The organism is Acidovorax sp. JG5, from assembly GCF_017939685.1.
Taxonomy (GTDB): Bacteria; Pseudomonadota; Gammaproteobacteria; order Burkholderiales; family Burkholderiaceae_C; genus Acidovorax.
In genome coordinates, this window is sequence record NZ_JAGKSE010000015.1 from 1 (window position 1) to 18,580 (window position 18,580).

Here is an 18,580-nt window from a genome sequence, read left to right on the forward strand (position 1 = left end):
GTCGGCCTGCTGCTGCGCGGCACCAAGCGCGAAGACGTGGAACGCGGCCAAGTGCTGTGCAAGCCCGGCTCGATCAAGCCCCACACCCACTTCACCGCTGAAGTGTATGTGCTGAGCAAGGACGAAGGCGGCCGCCACACGCCCTTCTTCAACAACTACCGTCCTCAGTTCTACTTCCGCACGACCGACGTGACCGGCGCCATCGAGCTGCCAGCCGACAAGGAAATGGTCATGCCTGGCGACAACGTGTCGATCACTGTGAAGCTGATCAACCCCATCGCCATGGAAGAAGGTCTGCGCTTCGCTATCCGCGAAGGCGGCCGTACCNAGCGTGTTCATAGGGGTATAGCTCAATTGGCAGAGCGTCGGTCTCCAAAACCGAAGGTTGTAGGTTCGATTCCTACTGCCCCTGCCACTTGAATGTGGTCTAAACAAGCCCGCCAAGCATTGGCGGGCTTCGGTGTCTTGGGAGATGCCGGAAATTGAAGTAGGAAATTTAGACATGGCCACTACACAAGTTGAAACCGTCAATACGGGGGCGGACAAGGCCAAGCTCGCCGCAGCGGTGGCATTGGTGATAGCTTCTGTTGCGGGTTTTTATTTGCTGGGCAAGCAGGGGGTCGTTGTTCAATGGGCGGCATTGCTGGTGGGTCTCGTCGCTGCGGCGGCTGTCTTTCTGGCTTCCGAATCTGGACGTCAGTTGGTTGCCTTTGCGCATGATGCCTGGCGTGAGGTCAAAAAGGTGGTATGGCCTACGCGCAAGGAAACATTGCAGATGACTGCCTATGTGTTTGCATTTGTCGTGATCATGGCGTTGTTTTTGTGGTTTACCGACAAGACTCTTGAGTGGGTTTTGTATGACTTGATTCTGGGTTGGAGAAAATCATGACAAGCGTTGTGGATTTGACTGGGGTGGATGCCTCTGGTGGCTCTGCATCTTCCAATCCTGATCTGCGCTGGTATATCGTCCATGCATATTCGGGCATGGAAAAAGCGGTGGAGCGCAACATCCTTGAGCGCATTGCCCGCTCCGGCATGCAGGATAAATTCGGCCGTATTCTGGTGCCGACCGAAGAAGTGGTCGAGATGAAGAACGGCCAGCGTAAAACAACGGAGCGCCGTTTGTTTCCTGGCTATGTGTTCGTCGAGATGGTCATGGATGACGATACGTGGCATCTGGTCAAGCACACCAACAAAGTCACGGGATTTGTGGGTGGTGCGAAGAACCGCCCGGCGCCCATTTCTGAAGAAGAAGTGCAGAAGATCGTCAGTCAGATGCAGGAAGGCACTGACAAGCCCCGGCACAAGGTTGAATTCATGGTCGGCGAGTTGGTGCGGGTTAAGGAAGGCCCTTTCACGGATTTCAATGGATCGGTGGAAGAGGTGAATTACGAAAAGAGCCGCGTGCGTGTTTCCGTGATGATTTTTGGTCGCTCCACGCCGGTGGAGCTGGAGTTTGGTCAAGTCGAAAAGACCTAAGTCTTTCGATAAAAAGCCCTGATCCGAAGAATTTTGGGCATCGCACTTTTCGACTCGGTGCGAATGCAGTGAGTGAGTCGTTAACCCCGGGGAGCCGTTGCTTGCATTAGCAAGTCTGGCGTTATCACCCGCAAGGAGTAAAGCATGGCGAAAAAAATCGTCGGTTTTATCAAGCTGCAAGTGCCAGCTGGTAAGGCTAACCCATCCCCACCGATCGGCCCTGCGCTCGGTCAGCGTGGCCTTAACATTATGGAGTTCTGCAAGGCATTCAATGCGCAGACCCAAGGTGTTGAGCCCGGTCTGCCACTGCCTGTGGTAATCACGGCGTTTGCAGACAAGAGCTTTACCTTCATCATCAAGACGCCGCCTGCGACGGTTTTGATCAAGAAGGCGATCAAGCTGGAAAAAGGCTCGCCCAATGCACTGAGCACCAAGGTTGGCAAGATTACTCGTGCTCAGCTCGAGGAAATCGCCAAGACCAAGTTCAAGGACATGAATGCCGCCAATGTGGACGCTGCTGTCCGCACGCTGGCTGGCTCTGCGCGCTCCATGGGCGTGACGGTGGAGGGGTTGTAAATGGCCAAGCTGACAAAGAAACAAAAGGCGCTGCAGGGCAAAGTGGACAGCACCAAGCTGTACGCATTCGCTGAAGCCATTGCAATCGTCAAGGATGCGGCAACGGCCAAGTTTGACGAATCCATTGACGTGGCTGTGCAGCTGGGCATCGATGCCAAGAAGTCCGACCAGGTTGTGCGCGGCGCCGTGGTGCTGCCCAACGGGACCGGCAAGACCACCCGCGTAGCAGTGTTTGCACAAGGTGCCAAAGCGGAAGAAGCCAAGGCTGCTGGTGCTGACATTGTGGGCATGGACGACCTCGCCGCTATGGTGAAGGCTGGTGACATGCCTTTCGATGTGGTGATCGCCGCTCCTGACGCCATGCGCGTGGTCGGTACCCTGGGGCAGATTCTGGGTCCGCGTGGCCTGATGCCTAACCCTAAGGTGGGTACCGTGACGCCTGATGTCGCAACCGCAGTCAAGAATGCCAAGGCGGGCCAGGTGCAATTCCGTGTCGACAAGGCCGGCATCGTGCATGGCACGATTGGTCGCCGTTCGTTCGACAACGACAAGCTGCAGGGCAACCTGACTGCATTGATCGATGCGCTGAACAAGGCCAAGCCTGCCTCGAGCAAGGGTTTGTACCTGCGCAAGGTCGCTGTTTCGTCGACGATGGGCCTGGGTGTCCGCGTGGATACACAGTCCATCGCAGCGTAATTGCAAGAAATCTTCAGGCCCGTCAAAAGGCTTGATGTGGTGGGCTGAAAGCGCTCTGGCGTTTTCGGGCCATCCAAGACCGTTGGTGTGCAGGATGTTCGCACTTAAACCCTTTGGGGCCAACGCAGATGGCGATCCCGCTGCAGATGGAATATTTTCCTGAACAGTTGGTCGCTGCAACAAGAGCGCGTGCAAGGCACCTGCCGAGTGCGCATTTTAAGGAGTAGACCTTGAGTCTTAATCGCAGTGAGAAAGAAGCGGTCATCAGTGAAGTGACCAGCCTCGCCGCTAAAGCTCAAACGCTTGTGATCGCGGAATACCGTGGCATCACGGTCGCCGACATGACCAAACTGCGTGTTGATGCTCGCAGCAAGGGCGTGACCCTGAGTGTTCTGAAGAACACCCTGGCTCGCCGTGCTGTGGCTGGCAGCGCATTTGACGTGGTGGCAGACCAGATGACCGGTCCGCTGATCTACGGTTTCTCCGAAGACGCTGTGGCCGCCGCCAAGGTGGTGGCCGATTTCGCGAAAACCAACGACAAGTTGGTGATTCGCGGTGGCGCTTTCGGTGGCAAAGCCCTGGATGTCAACGGCGTTAAGCAACTGGCCAACATTCCTTCCAAGGAAGTGCTGTTGGCTCAGATTTGTGGCTTGCTTATGTCCCCCATGTCGCGTACGGCCGTTGTGCTGGGCGCACTGGCGGCGAAAAAAGGCGAAGGCGCTGCCGAAACGGCCGCCGAACCTGTCGCGGCTTGATTGCCCGATAGATAACCAACAAAATTGTTAGGAAATAAAAATGGCATTCGATAAAGACGCATTTTTGACCGCGCTGGACAGCATGACGGTTCTGGAACTCAATGACCTGGTGAAGGCCATTGAAGAGAAGTTTGGCGTGAGCGCTGCTGCTATGGCTGCTCCTGCTGCTGCTGGCGGCGGTGCCGCAGCTGCTGCTGAAGAAAAGACGGAGTTCAACGTGGTGCTGCTCGAGGCTGGCGCCAACAAGGTGTCCGTCATCAAGGCAGTGCGCGAAATCACCGGCCTGGGCCTCAAGGAAGCCAAGGACCTGGTGGATGGCGCTCCGAAGAACGTCAAGGAAGCTATTGCCAAGGCCGACGCCGAAGCAGCTGTCAAGAAGCTGGTGGAAGCCGGCGCCAAGGCCGAACTCAAGTAATTCGGTCTTGCTCAAGGGCTGGAGTGTTCCTCAAAGGGCCTCCAGCCTTTGGTGCTTTCAGAGTGCACCCGAAAGGCCCCTTATCAATGGGGCTTTCGAGTGTCTTCTGACAACCCCGACAGCAGAAGGCGCCTTGGTTCGGGTGATGTGCAACGCATCACCGTCCGCCATGGTTGGTAGTGGCCAACCGCCAAGCCCGTAAGGACACATTTCCTTGCGGGTCAGTCGTCGAAGACCCAGGACTCATGTCTTTGCCCGGAGATCTCATGGCCTATTCCTATACCGAACGCAAGCGAATTCGCAAAAGTTTCGGCACCCGCGATAGCGTGCTCGAAGTTCCTTATCTGCTGCAGATGCAGAAGGACGCATACACTGCTTTCCTGCAGGCTGATAAAGCACCTCAGAAAAGAACCATCGAAGGCCTTCAGGCTGCATTCGACGCCGCCTTTCCTATCGTCTCCCACAACGGTTTTGTGGAGATGAAGTTCATCGAATACAACCTGGCCAAGCCCGCATTTGACGTGCGCGAATGCCAGACGCGTGGTCTGACCTTTGCGTCGGCCGTGCGGGCCAGGGTGCAATTGATCATTTATGACCGCGAGTCTTCGACCTCGCAGTCCAAGGTGGTCAAGGAAGTGAAGGAGCAAGAGGTCTACATGGGCGAAGTGCCGCTCATGACCGACAAGGGCTCGTTCATCATCAACGGCACCGAGCGTGTGATCGTCTCGCAGCTGCACCGTTCGCCTGGCGTGTTTTTCGAGCATGACAAGGGCAAGACCCACAGCTCGGGCAAGTTGCTCTTCTCCGCTCGCATCATTCCTTACCGTGGCTCCTGGCTCGACTTCGAATTCGATCCCAAGGACATCCTGTACTTCCGCGTGGACCGTCGCCGCAAGATGCCGGTCACGATCCTGCTCAAGGCCATCGGTCTGAATCCCGAGTCGATCCTGGCGAACTTCTTCGTCAACGACAATTTCCGCCTGATGGACAGCGGCGCACAGATGGAGTTTGTGCCTGAGCGTCTGCGTGGCGAAGTCGCGCGTTTTGATATCACCGACAAGTCCGGCAAGGTCGTTGTGGCCAAGGACAAGCGTGTGACGGCACGCCACACTCGCGAACTGGAGCAATCCGGCACCACGCACATCAGCGTGCCCGAAGATTTCCTGATTGGTCGCGTTGTAGCCCGCAATATTGTGGACGCCGACACCGGTGAAATCATCGCCAAGGCCAACGAAGAACTGACCGAAGCGCTGCTCAAGAAGATGCGTTCCGCAGGGGTGCAAGACCTGCAGGTCATCTATACGAACGAACTGGACCAAGGCGCCTACATCTCGCAGACCCTGCGCATCGATGAAACCGTGGATGAGTTTGCCGCCCGCGTGGCCATCTACCGCATGATGCGCCCTGGCGAGCCACCGACCGAAGACGCTGTGCAGGCCCTGTTCCAGCGCCTGTTCTACAACCCCGACACGTACGACCTGTCGCGTGTTGGGCGTATGAAGTTCAACGCCAAGATCGGTCGTGACGAATCCACCGGTCCCATGGTGCTGTCCAACGAAGACATCCTGGCCGTGGTCAAGATCCTGGTGGACCTGCGCAATGGCCGCGGCGAAGTTGACGACATCGACCACCTGGGCAACCGCCGCGTGCGTTGCGTGGGCGAACTGGCTGAAAACCAGTACCGCACCGGCCTGGCACGTATCGAAAAGGCCGTGAAGGAACGTCTGGGCCAGGCTGAGCAAGAACCGCTCATGCCCCACGACCTGATCAACAGCAAGCCGATCTCGGCTGCGTTGAAGGAGTTCTTCGGTGCGTCGCAGCTGTCGCAGTTCATGGACCAGACCAACCCGCTGGCCGAAATCACGCACAAGCGCCGCGTCTCCGCACTGGGCCCGGGCGGTCTGACCCGCGAGCGCGCTGGCTTCGAAGTGCGTGACGTGCACGTGACCCATTACGGCCGCGTCTGCCCTATCGAAACGCCTGAAGGCCCGAACATCGGCCTGATCAACTCGCTGGCTCTGTATGCCCGTCTGAACGAGTACGGTTTCATCGAGACCCCGTACCGCCGCGTGGTCGATGGCAAGGTCACCAACGACATCGACTACCTCTCGGCCATCGAAGAAGGCAAGTACGTGATCGCGCAGGCCAACGCCGTGCTCGACAAGGACGGCCGCCTGTCGGGTGACCTGGTGTCTGCCCGTGAAAAGGGTGAATCCATCCTGTGCGGCGCGGACCGCGTGCAATACATGGATGTGTCGCCTGCACAGATCGTGTCGGTGGCTGCCTCGCTGGTTCCGTTCCTGGAGCACGACGACGCGAACCGCGCACTGATGGGCGCCAACATGTCGCGCCAGGCCGTGCCCGTGCTGCGTCCCGAGAAGCCTCTGGTGGGCACGGGCATCGAGCGTGTGGCCGCCGTTGACTCCGGCACCGTGGTCACGGCCAACCGTGGCGGCGTGGTGGACTACGTGGACGCGACCCGCATCGTGGTGCGCGTGAACGACGCTGAAGCCCTTGCTGGCGAAGTGGGTGTGGACATCTACAACCTCATCAAGTACCAGCGTTCCAACCAGAACACCAACATCCACCAGCGCCCCATCGTCAAGAAGGGCGACATGCTGGTCAAGGGTGACGTGATCGCCGACGGCGCATCGACGGACTTCGGCGAAATCGCCATCGGCCAGAACATGCTGATCGCGTTCATGCCCTGGAACGGCTACAACTTCGAAGACTCGATCTTGATCTCTGAGCGCGTGGTGGCCGAAGACCGCTACACCTCGATCCATATCGAAGAACTCGTGGTCATGGCCCGCGACACCAAGCTGGGTGCCGAAGAAATCACGCGCGATATTCCGAACCTGTCGGAACAGCAACTGAACCGCCTGGACGAGTCCGGCATCATTTACGTGGGTGCCGAAGTGCAGCCTGGCGACACGCTGGTCGGCAAGGTCACGCCCAAGGGCGAGACCACGCTGACCCCCGAAGAAAAGCTGCTGCGTGCCATCTTCGGCGAGAAGGCGTCCGACGTGAAGGACACCTCGCTGCGCGTGGACCAGGGCTCGCAGGGCGTGGTGATCGACGTGCAGGTGTTCACCCGCGAAGGCATCCAGCGCGACAAGCGCGCCCAGCAGATCATCGACGATGAACTCAAGCGCTTCCGCCTGGACCTGAACGACCAGCTGCGCATCGTCGAGGCCGACGCCTTCGATCGTATCGAGAAGCTGCTGACCGGCCGCGTCGCCAATGGCGGCCCGCAGAAGCTGGCCAAGGGCACGAAGATCGACAAGGCCTACCTGGCCTCGGTCGAGAAGTTCCACTGGTTCGACATCCGTCCTGCAGAAGACGAAGTCGCCACGCAGCTCGAATCCATCAAGAATTCGCTGGAGCAGACACGCCACAGCTTCGACCTGGCTTTCGAAGAAAAGCGCAAGAAGCTCACGCAGGGCGACGAGCTGCCCGCGGGCGTGCTCAAGATGGTCAAGGTGTACCTGGCTGTCAAGCGCCGCCTGCAGCCGGGTGACAAGATGGCCGGCCGCCACGGTAACAAGGGTGTGGTGTCGAAGATCGTTCCGGTCGAAGACATGCCTTACATGGCCGACGGCACCCCTGCCGACATCGTGCTGAACCCGCTGGGCGTGCCTTCGCGGATGAACATCGGTCAGGTTCTTGAGGTTCACCTGGGCTGGGCCGGCAAGGGCATTGGCCAGCGCATTGGCGACATGCTGCAGCAGGAAGCCAAGGCGTCTGAACTGCGCAAGTTCCTCGAAGAGGTCTACAACTCGCGTGGTCGTACCGAAGACTTGTCGCAACTGAGCGACGATGAGCTGGTCGCCATGGCAGAGAACCTGACCAATGGCGTGCCCTATGCCACGCCGGTGTTCGACGGTGCGTCGGAAGACGAAATCAAGGCCATGCTGAAGCTGGCCTATCCTGACGATCTGGCCGAGCGCAAGGGGTTGACCCCCGAGCGCACCCAGGCCTATCTGTTTGACGGCCGCACGGGTGATCGCTTCGAGCGTCCCACCACCATCGGCTACATGCACTACCTGAAGCTGCACCACCTGGTGGACGACAAGATGCACGCCCGCTCGACCGGTCCGTACTCGCTCGTCACGCAACAGCCGCTGGGCGGCAAGGCCCAGTTTGGTGGCCAGCGCTTCGGGGAAATGGAAGTGTGGGCGCTGGAAGCTTATGGCGCCGCCTACGTGCTGCAGGAAATGCTGACCGTGAAGTCCGACGACGTGGTGGGCCGTACCAAGGTGTACGAATCCATCGTCAAGGGCGAACACGCCATCGAAGCCGGCATGCCGGAATCGTTCAATGTGCTGGTCAAGGAAATTCGTTCCCTGGGCCTGGACATCGAACTCGAACGCTCCTGAACAGGATCGGAATTATTAAAAAAGTGAGCTGCTAGCGCTGATTGGTAAAGGCTTTGCGTGTGTTTTGAAGCGCAAAGCCCTGTGTATCAAGCGCTGGTAGCTATGATTTTTGACGAAAAGGAAAGAGTCACATGAAATCGCTACTCGACCTGTTCAAGCAATTCACGCCGGATGAGCACTTCGATGCCATCCGTATCGGCATGGCTTCGCCCGAAAAGATCCGTTCGTGGTCGTTCGGTGAAGTGAAGAAGCCTGAAACCATCAACTACCGCACGTTCAAGCCCGAGCGCGACGGCCTGTTCTGCGCCAAGATTTTTGGTCCCATCAAGGACTACGAATGCCTGTGCGGCAAGTACAAGCGCCTCAAGCACCGCGGTGTGATCTGCGAAAAGTGCGGCGTGGAAGTCACCCAGACCAAGGTGCGCCGCGAGCGCATGGGCCACATCGACCTGGCCGCACCTTGCGCGCACATCTGGTTCCTGAAGTCGCTGCCTTCGCGCCTGGGCCTGGTGCTCGACATGACGCTGCGCGACATCGAACGCGTGCTGTACTTTGAAGCCTACGTGGTGACCGACCCCGGCATGACCCCGCTGAAGAAGTTCAGCATCATGTCGGAGGACGACTACGACGCCAAGCGCAAGGAATACGGCGATGAATTCATCGCCAAGATGGGCGCGGAAGGCATCAAGGACCTGCTCGAATCCATCGACATCGACCTGTCGATCGAACGCCTGCGCGGCGACCTGACCGGCTCCGAAGTCAAGGTCAAGAAGAACGCCAAGCGCCTGAAGGTGCTCGAAGCCTTCAAGAAGTCGGGCATCAAGCCCGAGTGGATGGTGCTGGAAGTGCTCCCCGTGTTGCCACCGGACCTGCGTCCGCTGGTGCCGCTGGACGGCGGCCGCTTCGCCACGTCGGACCTGAACGACTTGTACCGCCGCGTCATCAACCGCAACTCGCGTCTGCGCCGTTTGCTGGAGCTGAAGGCCCCTGAAATTATCGCCCGCAACGAAAAGCGGATGCTGCAGGAAGCCGTCGATTCATTGCTGGACAACGGCCGCCGTGGCAAGGCCATGACGGGCGCCAACAAGCGTGCCCTGAAGTCGCTGGCCGACATGATCAAGGGCAAGTCGGGTCGTTTCCGCCAGAACTTGCTGGGTAAGCGCGTGGACTACTCCGGTCGTTCCGTGATTACCGTGGGCCCAACGCTCAAGCTGCACCAGTGCGGCCTGCCCAAGCTGATGGCTCTGGAGCTGTTCAAGCCTTTCATCTTCTCGCGCCTGGAAGCCATGGGCATCGCGACGACGATCAAGGCCGCCAAGAAGGAAGTCGAATCCGGCACGCCGGTGGTGTGGGACATTTTGGAAGAGGTCATCAAGGAACACCCCGTGATGCTCAACCGTGCGCCTACGCTGCACCGCCTGGGCATCCAGGCCTTTGAGCCCATCCTGATCGAAGGCAAGGCCATCCAGCTGCACCCCCTCGTCTGCGCGGCCTTCAACGCCGACTTCGACGGTGACCAGATGGCTGTGCACGTGCCGCTGTCGGTGGAAGCGCAGATGGAAGCCCGCACGCTGATGCTGGCCTCCAACAACGTGCTGTTCCCCGCTTCGGGCGAACCCTCCATCGTGCCTTCGCAGGACGTGGTGCTGGGCCTGTACTACGCCACCCGTGACCGCATCAACGGCAAGGGCGAAGGCCTGGTGTTTGCCGACACCGGTGAAGTGCAGCGTGCGCTCGACGCTGGCGAAGTGGAGCTGGCAGCCAAGATCACGGTGCGCATGACCGAGTGGACGAAGACCAAGGAAACCGGCGAATTCGTGCCGTCGACCTCGTTGGTGGAAACCACCGCGGGCCGCGCACTGTTGTCTGAAATCCTTCCCAAGGGCCTGCCGTTCTCCAACATGAACAAGGCGCTCAAGAAGAAGGAAATCTCCAAGCTCATCAACGTGAGCTTCCGCAAGTGCGGCCTGAAGGAAACCGTGGTGTTTGCCGACAAGCTGCTGCAAAACGGGTTCCGCCTGGCTACGCGCGCCGGTATCTCCATTGCCATCGACGACATGCTGGTGCCTCCGCAAAAGGCCGGCATCATTGAGCGCTCCGAGAAGGAAGTCAAAGAGATCGAGCAGCAATACGTGTCCGGTCTGGTCACCGCTGGCGAGCGCTACAACAAGGTGGTGGATATCTGGGGCAAGGCCGGCGACGAAGTGTCCAAGGTGATGATGGCCCAGCTGTCCAAGCAGAAGGTCATGGACCGCCACGGCAACGAAGTGGACCAGGAGTCGTTCAACTCCATCTACATGATGGCCGACTCCGGTGCCCGCGGTTCTGCTGCCCAGATCCGCCAGGTGGCTGGTATGCGGGGTCTGATGGCCAAGCCGGACGGCTCGATCATCGAGACGCCCATTACCGCGAACTTCCGCGAAGGTCTGAACGTGCTGGAGTACTTCATCTCCACCCACGGTGCCCGTAAGGGTCTGGCCGACACGGCGCTGAAGACCGCCAACTCGGGTTATCTGACCCGCCGTCTGGTGGACGTGACGCAGGATCTGGTGGTGACCGAAGAAGATTGCGGCACTTCCAATGGTTCGCTGATGCGCGCCATCGTCGAAGGCGGTGAAGTGATCGAATCGCTGCGCGACCGTATCCTGGGCCGCACGGCGGCTGAAGACGTGCTGCACCCCGAGAACCGCTCGGTGCTGGTCTCAGCGGGTGTCATGCTCGACGAAGACCTCATCGAAGAACTCGAAGCGGCTGGCGTGGACGAAGTGAAGGTTCGCACGGCACTGACCTGCGAAACCCGCTACGGCCTGTGCGCCAAGTGCTACGGCCGCGACTTGGGCCGTGGCGGCCTGATCAACCTCGGCGAAGCCGTGGGTGTGATTGCTGCCCAGTCCATCGGTGAACCCGGCACGCAGCTGACCATGCGCACGTTCCACATCGGTGGTGCCGCATCGCGCGCTGCCATCGCATCGAGCGTGGAAGCCAAGTCCAACGGCGTGATCGGCTTCAACGCCACGATGCGCTACGTGAGCAACACCAAGGGTGAGCTGGTGGTGATTGCGCGTTCGGGTGAAATCATCATCCACGACGAGCATGGCCGCGAGCGCGAACGCCACAAGGTGCCTTACGGTGCAACGCTGACGGTCAAGGCCGACCAGACCATCAAGGCTGGCACCATCCTCGCCAACTGGGATCCGCTGACGCGCCCCATCATCACCGAGTTCGCCGGTCAGACCAAGTTCGAGAACGTCGAAGAAGGCCTCACCGTCGCCAAGCAGGTCGATGACGTGACGGGCCTGTCCACGCTGGTGGTGATCGATCCGAAGCGCCGCGGCGCTGCCAAGGTCGTGCGCCCTCAGGTGAAGCTGATCGACGCGCAAGGCAACGAAGTGAAGATCCCTGGCACCGACCACTCGGTGACCATCGGCTTCCAGGTCGGCGCGCTGATCCAGGTGCGCGACGGCCAGGACGTGGGCCCCGGAGAAGTGCTGGCGCGTATTCCGGTCGAAGGCCAGAAGACCCGCGACATTACCGGCGGTCTGCCCCGCGTGGCCGAGCTGTTTGAAGCCCGCACGCCCAAGGACAAGGGCACGCTGGCCGAGATGACCGGCACCGTGTCGTTCGGCAAGGAAACCAAGGGCAAGGTCCGCCTGCAGATCACCGATCCCGAAGGCCATGTGTTCGAAGAACTCGTGCCCAAGGAAAAGAACATCCTGGTGCACGAAGGCCAGGTGGTGAACAAGGGCGAATCGATTGTGGACGGCCCGGCCGACCCGCAAGATATCCTGCGTCTGCTGGGCATCGAAGAACTGTCGCGCTACATCGTCGATGAGGTGCAGGACGTGTACCGCTTGCAGGGTGTGAAGATCAACGACAAGCACATCGAGGTGATCGTTCGTCAGATGCTGCGCCGCGTGGTGGTCGAGAACATCGGCGAGTCCAGCTACATTGGTGGCGAGCAGGTCGAGCGCTCCGAGATCCTCAACACCAACGATGCACTGCAGGCCGCGGGCAAGATCCCTGCGACCTACAGCAATCTGCTCTTGGGTATTACGAAGGCATCGCTGTCGACCGACTCGTTCATCTCGGCGGCGTCCTTCCAGGAAACGACCCGCGTGCTCACCGAGGCGGCCATCATGGGCAAGCGCGACGAGTTGCGTGGTCTGAAGGAAAACGTGATCGTGGGGCGTCTGATTCCTGCCGGCACCGGCATGGCGTACCACCAGGCGCGCAAGGCCAAGGACGCCATGGACGACGCCGAGCGCCGCGCCATTGCCGAAGCGGAAGCCGCTGAAATGGAAGCCTCCGCAGAAGCTCCCGTGACGGAAGGCGCTGCACCCGACGCAGCTGCCGATTAAGCCCTCGGGCCGTCACTGATGCGCTCCCGCCCTGTCTCCCGACAGGCCGGGAGCGTTTTTTCTGGAATTCTCACGGACCGGGCCGCATGCATCATGCGGCATCGGTATTTGCCCATGTGGTCATCGCCGCTCATCTGGATAGCCATTGCGATCGCTCTCTTTTGGGCCGTCGGTGCCTACAACCGCCTGGTGCGGCTGCGCTCGGCCGTGGTTCAGGCATTTGGCAGTCTGGACGCCCATCTGATCCGATGGCTTGCCATGCTGGGCGAATTTGACGCTGCGCAGGTTACCGCTGGCGCACTGGACCGCGACGCGCGCAGCACCCTGCACGGGTCCACCACGCAATTGACGGCGTCGCTGGCAGTGGCGCGGGCCCGCCCGCTGCAGGGTGACGCCGTGGCAGCACTGTCCGCTGCGTGCGCGGTTCTGGATGCCGTGTGGCTGAACCTTCAACCGGGTGGCGACACCGATGACGCCATTCGCAAGATGGCGCCCTGGCGCGCGCGCTGGGACGACTTGCACAAACACAATGAACAGGCTGCCCAGCTCTTCAATGAAGCGGTTCTCCAATACAACGCCGCGATCAGGCAGTTTCCGGCAGCAGCGGTGGCCTGGGTCTTCGGTTTCACACCAGCGCGTGCGCTGTCCATCGCGCGAGAAGGCAATTCATGACACGAGCCGGTTCACCCCAACCACCATCCCGCACGCCGTCCCCTGCGGCCGCAGCAGGCAGCCGCGCTTCCATGCCCACAGAGCGCAGCGCGGATTCGCACAAGACAGCCGGGATTGCGCTGTGGCAGCAGCTCACAGGCGTTGCTGCGGCGTTGCAGGCCATTCGCGCCGGGCAGTCGGGCACGGCGGCGCTGGCCGCCGTCGATGCCGGCTTGCGGCCGGGGGTGCAGGCGCTGCTGTTTCAGGTGTTGCGCTCGCTGGGCCGCGCCGAGGCGCTGCGGCGCAAGCTGGTGTCGCGCACGCCGCCGCCCGCTGCGGATGCGCTGTTGTGCACGGCACTGGCGCTGGCGTGGCAGCCACAAACGGCGCCTTACGAGCCATTTACCCTGGTCAACCAAGCGGTCGAGGCGGCCAAGCGCAGCGCTGCCATGCGTGCGCAGGCGTCGTTCATCAATGCCTGCCTGCGCCGTTTTCTGCGAGAGCGCGATGCCCTGGTTGCGGCGACGGATGCCGACCCCGTGGCGCGCTGGAACCACCCGCTGTGGTGGGTGAAAAAGCTGCAAAAAGACCACCCTGCGCACTGGGAGCAGATCCTGCAGGCCAACAGTGCCCATGCGCCCATGGTTTTGCGGGTTAACGCATTAAAAGGCACGCTAGCCCAATATCAGCAAGGGCTAGCTGCTATTAATATTGATTCGACAGTGGTGGGTGAAAGCGGCTTGATGTTGCAGCAACCCGTGCCGGTCACGGAGTTACCGGGATTTGCCCAGGGAATGGTTTCGGTGCAGGACGCGGCTGCGCAACAGGCCGCACCGCTGTTGCTGCAGGGGCTCGACCTCACGCAGCCGCTGCGGGTGCTGGATGCCTGCGCGGCGCCGGGCGGCAAGACCGTCCATCTGCTGGAATACGCGGGCACCTCCAGCGCCATACAGGTGACTGCCCTGGAGGTCGACCCGGTGCGCAGCGCGCGCATCCACGAAACCCTGGAGCGCCTCGGTTTGCACGCCCAGGTGCTGGTGGCCGACGCAGGCCGGCCGCAGGACTGGTGGCAGCAGGCCTGCGCCGGCGACCTGTTCGATGCGATCTTGCTCGATGCCCCGTGCACCGCGTCCGGCATCGTTCGCCGCCATCCGGATGTACGCTGGTTGCGCCGCGAAACCGATATTGCCCAGCTGGCTGCCCAGCAGGCGCGCCTGCTGGCAGCCCTGTGGCCGCTGGTGCGGCCCGGGGGGCGGCTGCTGTATTGCACCTGCTCGGTGTTTCGTGCCGAGGGTGATGCGCAGATTCAAACGTTTCTTGCAAACAACACCGATGCCCGGTTGCTGCCATCGCCAGGGCATTTAATTCCGGGCGATGTGAACAATGGCGACGCCGTCCGGGACAATGCACCGGGTGAGCATGACGGATTTTTTTACGCACTGTTGCATAAAGCACCCGGGTGAGCGCCGCATGGTTCGCTCCGTTTTCGTGTGGGTGATTGCATGGCTGCTGGTGCTGGCCTGGCCGGTGTCGGTGTGTGCACAGGCACAACCGCTTGCCAGCGACGTGGCGGATCTGCGCCTGGAGCGCGCCGACGACGGCCTGTATCTGAGCGCCACCTTGCAATTTGCACTGCCCGAACTGGCCGAAGACGCTCTCTACAAGGGCATTCCCATGTTTTTTGTGGCCGAAGCCCAAGTGCTGCGGGAGCGCTGGTACTGGTCAGACCGCCAGGTGGCCACTGCCACCCGCCATTTACGCCTGAGTTATCAGCCGCTGACGCGCCGCTGGCGCCTGAGCACGTCGACCTCACCCATCTCCAACACCGGCCTGGGGGTGGTGCTGGGGCAGAACTTTGACGACCTGCGCGATGCGGTGTCTGCCATGCAACGAATTTCGCGCTGGAAGATCGCGAATGCCGATGAAATCGATGCAGATGCGGTGCACAAGGTGAACTTTCGGTTCCGGCTGGACATGTCGCAGCTACCCCGCCCGCTGCAGATTGGTGCCGTCGGCAGCGCGGGCTGGAGCCTCGCGGTCACGCGCAACCAGTGGCTGATGCCGGAGGCTGCGCGGTGAGCAAGCGTCAACCCACCGGCGAACCAGCAACGGCCCAGACACTGGCGCGGCAATCGCGCGCCGTGCGCTGGACCGTCGGTGTCGGGGCCGCCATCATGTCGGCCATCGGCATGGTGCTGCTCTTCATGCTGACGCTGGCCACCAACAACCGGGCGCTTTACGAGCGCAACTACGCGTGGCTGTTCGGGGTCAACGTGCTGGTGGCGGTGTTGCTGTTGGCCGTGCTGGCGTGGGTGGGCGTGCGACTGGTTGTGCGCCTGCGGCGTGGGCGCTTTGGCAGCCGCCTGCTGGTCAAGCTGGCCGCCATCTTTGCGCTGGTCGGCCTGCTGCCCGGTTTGCTGATTTATGTGGTGTCCTACCAATTTGTTACGCGCTCCATAGAAAGCTGGTTTGACGTCAAGGTGGAGGGCGCGCTGGTGGCGGGGGTGAACCTGGCGCGCGTGTCCCTTGATTCCATGGCCGAAGACATGGCCAACAAGGCGCGGGCTGCCAGTGTGCAGCTGGCCCAGGTTCCCGATGCCGCAGCCGGGCTGGTGCTCGAGCGCATCCGTGACCAGCTTTCGGCCACCGATGTGGTCCTGTGGAACGCCGCAGGCCATGCCGTGGCCAGCGCCGGCCAGTCGCGTTTCAGCCTGAGTCCGGAGCGCCCCGGCACAGCCCAGCTGCGCATGGTGCGCCAGCAGCGCACCCTGGCCCAGATCGAGGGGCTGGACGACCTCGCCGACCCTGCCGTCACGCAAAACGCCAGGGTGAAGGTGTTTGCCCTGGTTGCCAGCCCCAGCGTGGGGCTGCTGCTGGAGCCGCGGTTTTTGCAGGTCACGATGCCATTGCCCCCGGCGCTGGTGGCCAATGCCCTGGCGGTGCAGGAGGCCAATCGGGAATACCAGGAGCGTGCACTGGCCCGCGAGGGCCTGCGCCGCATGTATGTGGGCACATTGACGCTGGGCTTGTTTTTGGCCGTGTTTGGCGCAGTTTTGCTGGCAGTGTTGCTGGGCAACCAGCTGGTGCGGCCGCTGCTGGTGCTGGCCGAAGGGGTGCGGGAGGTGGCGGCCGGCAATCTCCGTCCCAAGGCCGCCTTGCAAGGCAAGGATGAACTCGACGGCCTCACCCGTTCCTTTGCCACCATGACCCAGCAGATTGCCGACGCGCAGGGCGCGGTGGAGCAGAGCATGGGCGAGGTGGATGCTGCGCGGGCCAAGCTGCAGACTATTTTGGACAACCTCACGGCAGGCGTGATGGTGCTGGATCAGCAGGGCCTCATCCTGTCCTTCAACCCTGGTGCCACGCGCATCCTGCGCGCTCCCATGGCGGCCTACGCGGGCAAGCCACTCACAGCGGTCCCGGGCATGGCCGCTTTTGCCGCCGCAGTGCAAAAGCAGTTCGACGAATTCCTGGGCGATCAGCACCACCACGGTCTGGACCATTGGCAGCAGCCCTTTGAGCTGCATGGCTCCCCCAGTGGAGCGGCGCACCATGCAACCAGCCTGGTCATACGGGGGGCCGAGCTTCCGGATGCATCGCGGTTGTTGGTCTTTGACGACATTTCAGAAATTGTTTCGGCCCAGCGGGCGCAGGCCTGGGGCGAGGTGGCGCGGCGCCTGGCCCATGAAATCAAGAACCCCCTCACGCCCGTCCAGTTGTCTGCCGAGCGCCTTGAAATGAAGCTCACCGGCAAGTTGCCGGCGCCGGAGCAGGCCATTCTGACCAAGTCGGTCAGAACAATCGTCGAACAGGTCGATGCGATGAAGCGGCTCGTCAACGAGTTCCGCGACTATGCACGCCTGCCCGCCGCTGAATTGCAGGCGCTGGACCTCAACGCGCTGGTGACTGATGTGCTCTATCTGTATGGGGCAGAAAACGCCACCGTGCCCGTGGAATCCGAGCTGGACGCGCGTTGCCTGCCGATTGCCGGCGACGCCCAGCAACTGCGCCAAGTGGTGCACAACCTGCTGCAAAACGCCCAGGACGCCACAGAGCAGGCCCGTGCGGACGGTAGCGCATTGCCGCCCGTGCGCATCAGCACGCGCTGGAGCGAGTCATCGCGCCGCGTACGCCTGACCGTGGCCGACAGTGGCCCGGGCTTCCCCGCGCACATCCTTCAGCGCGCGTTTGAGCCCTATGTGACCACCAAGCCCCGGGGCACGGGATTGGGGTTGGCCGTGGTGAAAAAGATCGCCGATGAGCACGGCGCGCGCATTGAGCTGTCAAACCGGGTTGACGACGGCGTAGTGCAGGGGGCGCAAGTGTCGTTATCATTCGCCACATACCCATCGGTGGCGTCATAACAACACCCACTGCAGCATCCAAGGCGCTTCATACACATGGCAAACATTCTGGTGGTTGATGACGAACTCGGCATTCGTGACCTCTTGTCGGAAATTCTGAATGACGAGGGGCACAGCGTAGACCTTGCCGAGAACGCGACACAGGCGCGCGCGGCGCGTGCCACGGGTGTGTACGACCTGGTGCTGTTGGACATCTGGATGCCGGACACCGATGGCGTATCGCTCTTGAAAGAATGGGCCACGGCCGGCATGCTCACCATGCCCGTCATCATGATGAGCGGACACGCCACCATCGACACCGCTGTGGAGGCCACCCGGATCGGCGCCTTCTCGTTTCTGGAAAAACCCATCACCCTGCAAAAACTGCTCAAGGCGGTGGAGCAGGGGTTGGCGCGCAAAGCCGCCCAACAGACGGCCCCCGTGGCCACCCATCAGCCCGCAGCGATGCCCGCCGATGGTGGTTTTATGCCCGCGCCGATCATTGCCGCCGCGATGGATGGAGAGGTCGAGCCCCATTCCCACCAGGGGTTCGATCTGGATCGCCCCTTGCGCGAAGCCCGGGATGGCTTTGAAAAAGCCTACTTTGAATTCCATCTGGCCCGTGAAGGTGGTTCGATGACCCGCGTCGCAGAAAAAACCGGGCTGGAGCGCACGCATCTCTACCGCAAGCTGCGGCAACTGGGCGTAGATCTCGGTCGAGGAAAACGCGGTTAATCTGGTGCTGTTGGTTTCTTTGTGCAAAATTCTGGTTATAATTCGAGGCTCAGGCCCGGTAGCTCAGTCGGTAGAGCAGAGGATTGAAAATCCTTGTGTCGGCGGTTCGATTCCGTCCCAGGCCACCATCTTTCTTTCTCAGTAGATCCAAAGTCAGCTCAGAAGTCCTTGTGGATCAAGTGCTTAGCATCAA

At 61.1% G+C, this 18,580-nt stretch carries 13 protein-coding genes and 2 tRNA genes; all 15 read left to right on the top strand.

Annotation, left to right across the window (positions count from 1 at the left end; genetic code table 11):
- Positions 1-339: 339 nt before the first annotated feature.
- The 15 genes from J8G26_RS14005 to J8G26_RS14075 all read left to right on the top strand — a co-directional run bounded on the left by J8G26_RS14005 (position 340) and on the right by J8G26_RS14075 (position 18,515).
- A tRNA-Trp gene (locus tag J8G26_RS14005) sits at positions 340-415 on the top strand.
- An 87-nt stretch (positions 416-502) separates the two neighbouring features.
- A complete protein-coding gene (gene secE / locus J8G26_RS14010; RefSeq protein ID WP_210569653.1) occupies positions 503-889 on the top strand; it encodes a preprotein translocase subunit SecE in 387 nt (128 codons plus the stop codon).
- Positions 886-1,479 (top strand): transcription termination/antitermination protein NusG, encoded by a 594-nt coding sequence (nusG, locus tag J8G26_RS14015; protein ID WP_210569654.1) that lies wholly within the window; start codon positions 886-888, stop codon positions 1,477-1,479. The genes secE and nusG overlap by 4 nt, the downstream gene beginning before the upstream one ends.
- 144 nt (positions 1,480-1,623) lie before the next feature.
- A complete protein-coding gene (gene rplK, locus J8G26_RS14020) occupies positions 1,624-2,055 on the top strand; it encodes a 50S ribosomal protein L11 (protein WP_024813807.1) in 432 nt (143 codons plus the stop codon).
- Positions 2,056-2,751: a 50S ribosomal protein L1 gene (gene rplA, locus J8G26_RS14025; RefSeq protein WP_087743308.1), complete on the top strand. Its 696-nt coding sequence runs from the start codon at positions 2,056-2,058 to the stop codon at positions 2,749-2,751.
- 230 nt (positions 2,752-2,981) lie between these two features.
- Positions 2,982-3,506, top strand: coding sequence for a 50S ribosomal protein L10 (rplJ, locus tag J8G26_RS14030; protein ID WP_056165010.1), 525 nt, complete (start codon positions 2,982-2,984; stop codon positions 3,504-3,506).
- Positions 3,507-3,546: 40 nt separating this feature from the next.
- Positions 3,547-3,921, top strand: coding sequence for a 50S ribosomal protein L7/L12 (gene rplL, locus J8G26_RS14035; RefSeq protein WP_086911093.1), 375 nt, complete (start codon positions 3,547-3,549; stop codon positions 3,919-3,921).
- A 266-nt stretch (positions 3,922-4,187) separates the two neighbouring features.
- Positions 4,188-8,300: a DNA-directed RNA polymerase subunit beta gene (gene rpoB, locus J8G26_RS14040; protein ID WP_210569655.1), complete on the top strand. Its 4,113-nt coding sequence runs from the start codon at positions 4,188-4,190 to the stop codon at positions 8,298-8,300.
- 131 nt (positions 8,301-8,431) lie between these two features.
- Positions 8,432-12,658 carry a DNA-directed RNA polymerase subunit beta' gene (rpoC, locus tag J8G26_RS14045; RefSeq protein WP_210569656.1) on the top strand — a complete coding sequence of 1,409 codons (4,227 nt, stop codon included), beginning with the start codon at positions 8,432-8,434 and terminating at the stop codon, positions 12,656-12,658.
- Between the two features lie 114 nt (positions 12,659-12,772).
- Positions 12,773-13,330, top strand: coding sequence for a LemA family protein (locus tag J8G26_RS14050; RefSeq protein WP_086911096.1), 558 nt, complete (start codon positions 12,773-12,775; stop codon positions 13,328-13,330).
- A 71-nt stretch (positions 13,331-13,401) separates the two neighbouring features.
- Positions 13,402-14,772, top strand: a complete 1,371-nt coding sequence (gene rsmB, locus J8G26_RS14055; protein WP_210569712.1) for a 16S rRNA (cytosine(967)-C(5))-methyltransferase RsmB — start codon at positions 13,402-13,404, stop codon at positions 14,770-14,772.
- A gap of 7 nt (positions 14,773-14,779) precedes the next feature.
- Positions 14,780-15,388: a DUF4390 domain-containing protein gene (locus J8G26_RS14060; protein ID WP_210569657.1), complete on the top strand. Its 609-nt coding sequence runs from the start codon at positions 14,780-14,782 to the stop codon at positions 15,386-15,388.
- Entirely contained in the window at positions 15,385-17,673 is a 2,289-nt protein-coding gene (locus J8G26_RS14065; RefSeq protein WP_210569659.1) for an ATP-binding protein, read from the top strand. The genes J8G26_RS14060 and J8G26_RS14065 overlap by 4 nt, the downstream gene beginning before the upstream one ends.
- A gap of 36 nt (positions 17,674-17,709) precedes the next feature.
- Positions 17,710-18,387 (top strand): response regulator, encoded by a 678-nt coding sequence (locus J8G26_RS14070; protein WP_087743320.1) that lies wholly within the window; start codon positions 17,710-17,712, stop codon positions 18,385-18,387.
- Between the two features lie 52 nt (positions 18,388-18,439).
- Positions 18,440-18,515 (top strand) — tRNA-Phe (locus tag J8G26_RS14075).
- Positions 18,516-18,580 lie beyond the last annotated feature (65 nt).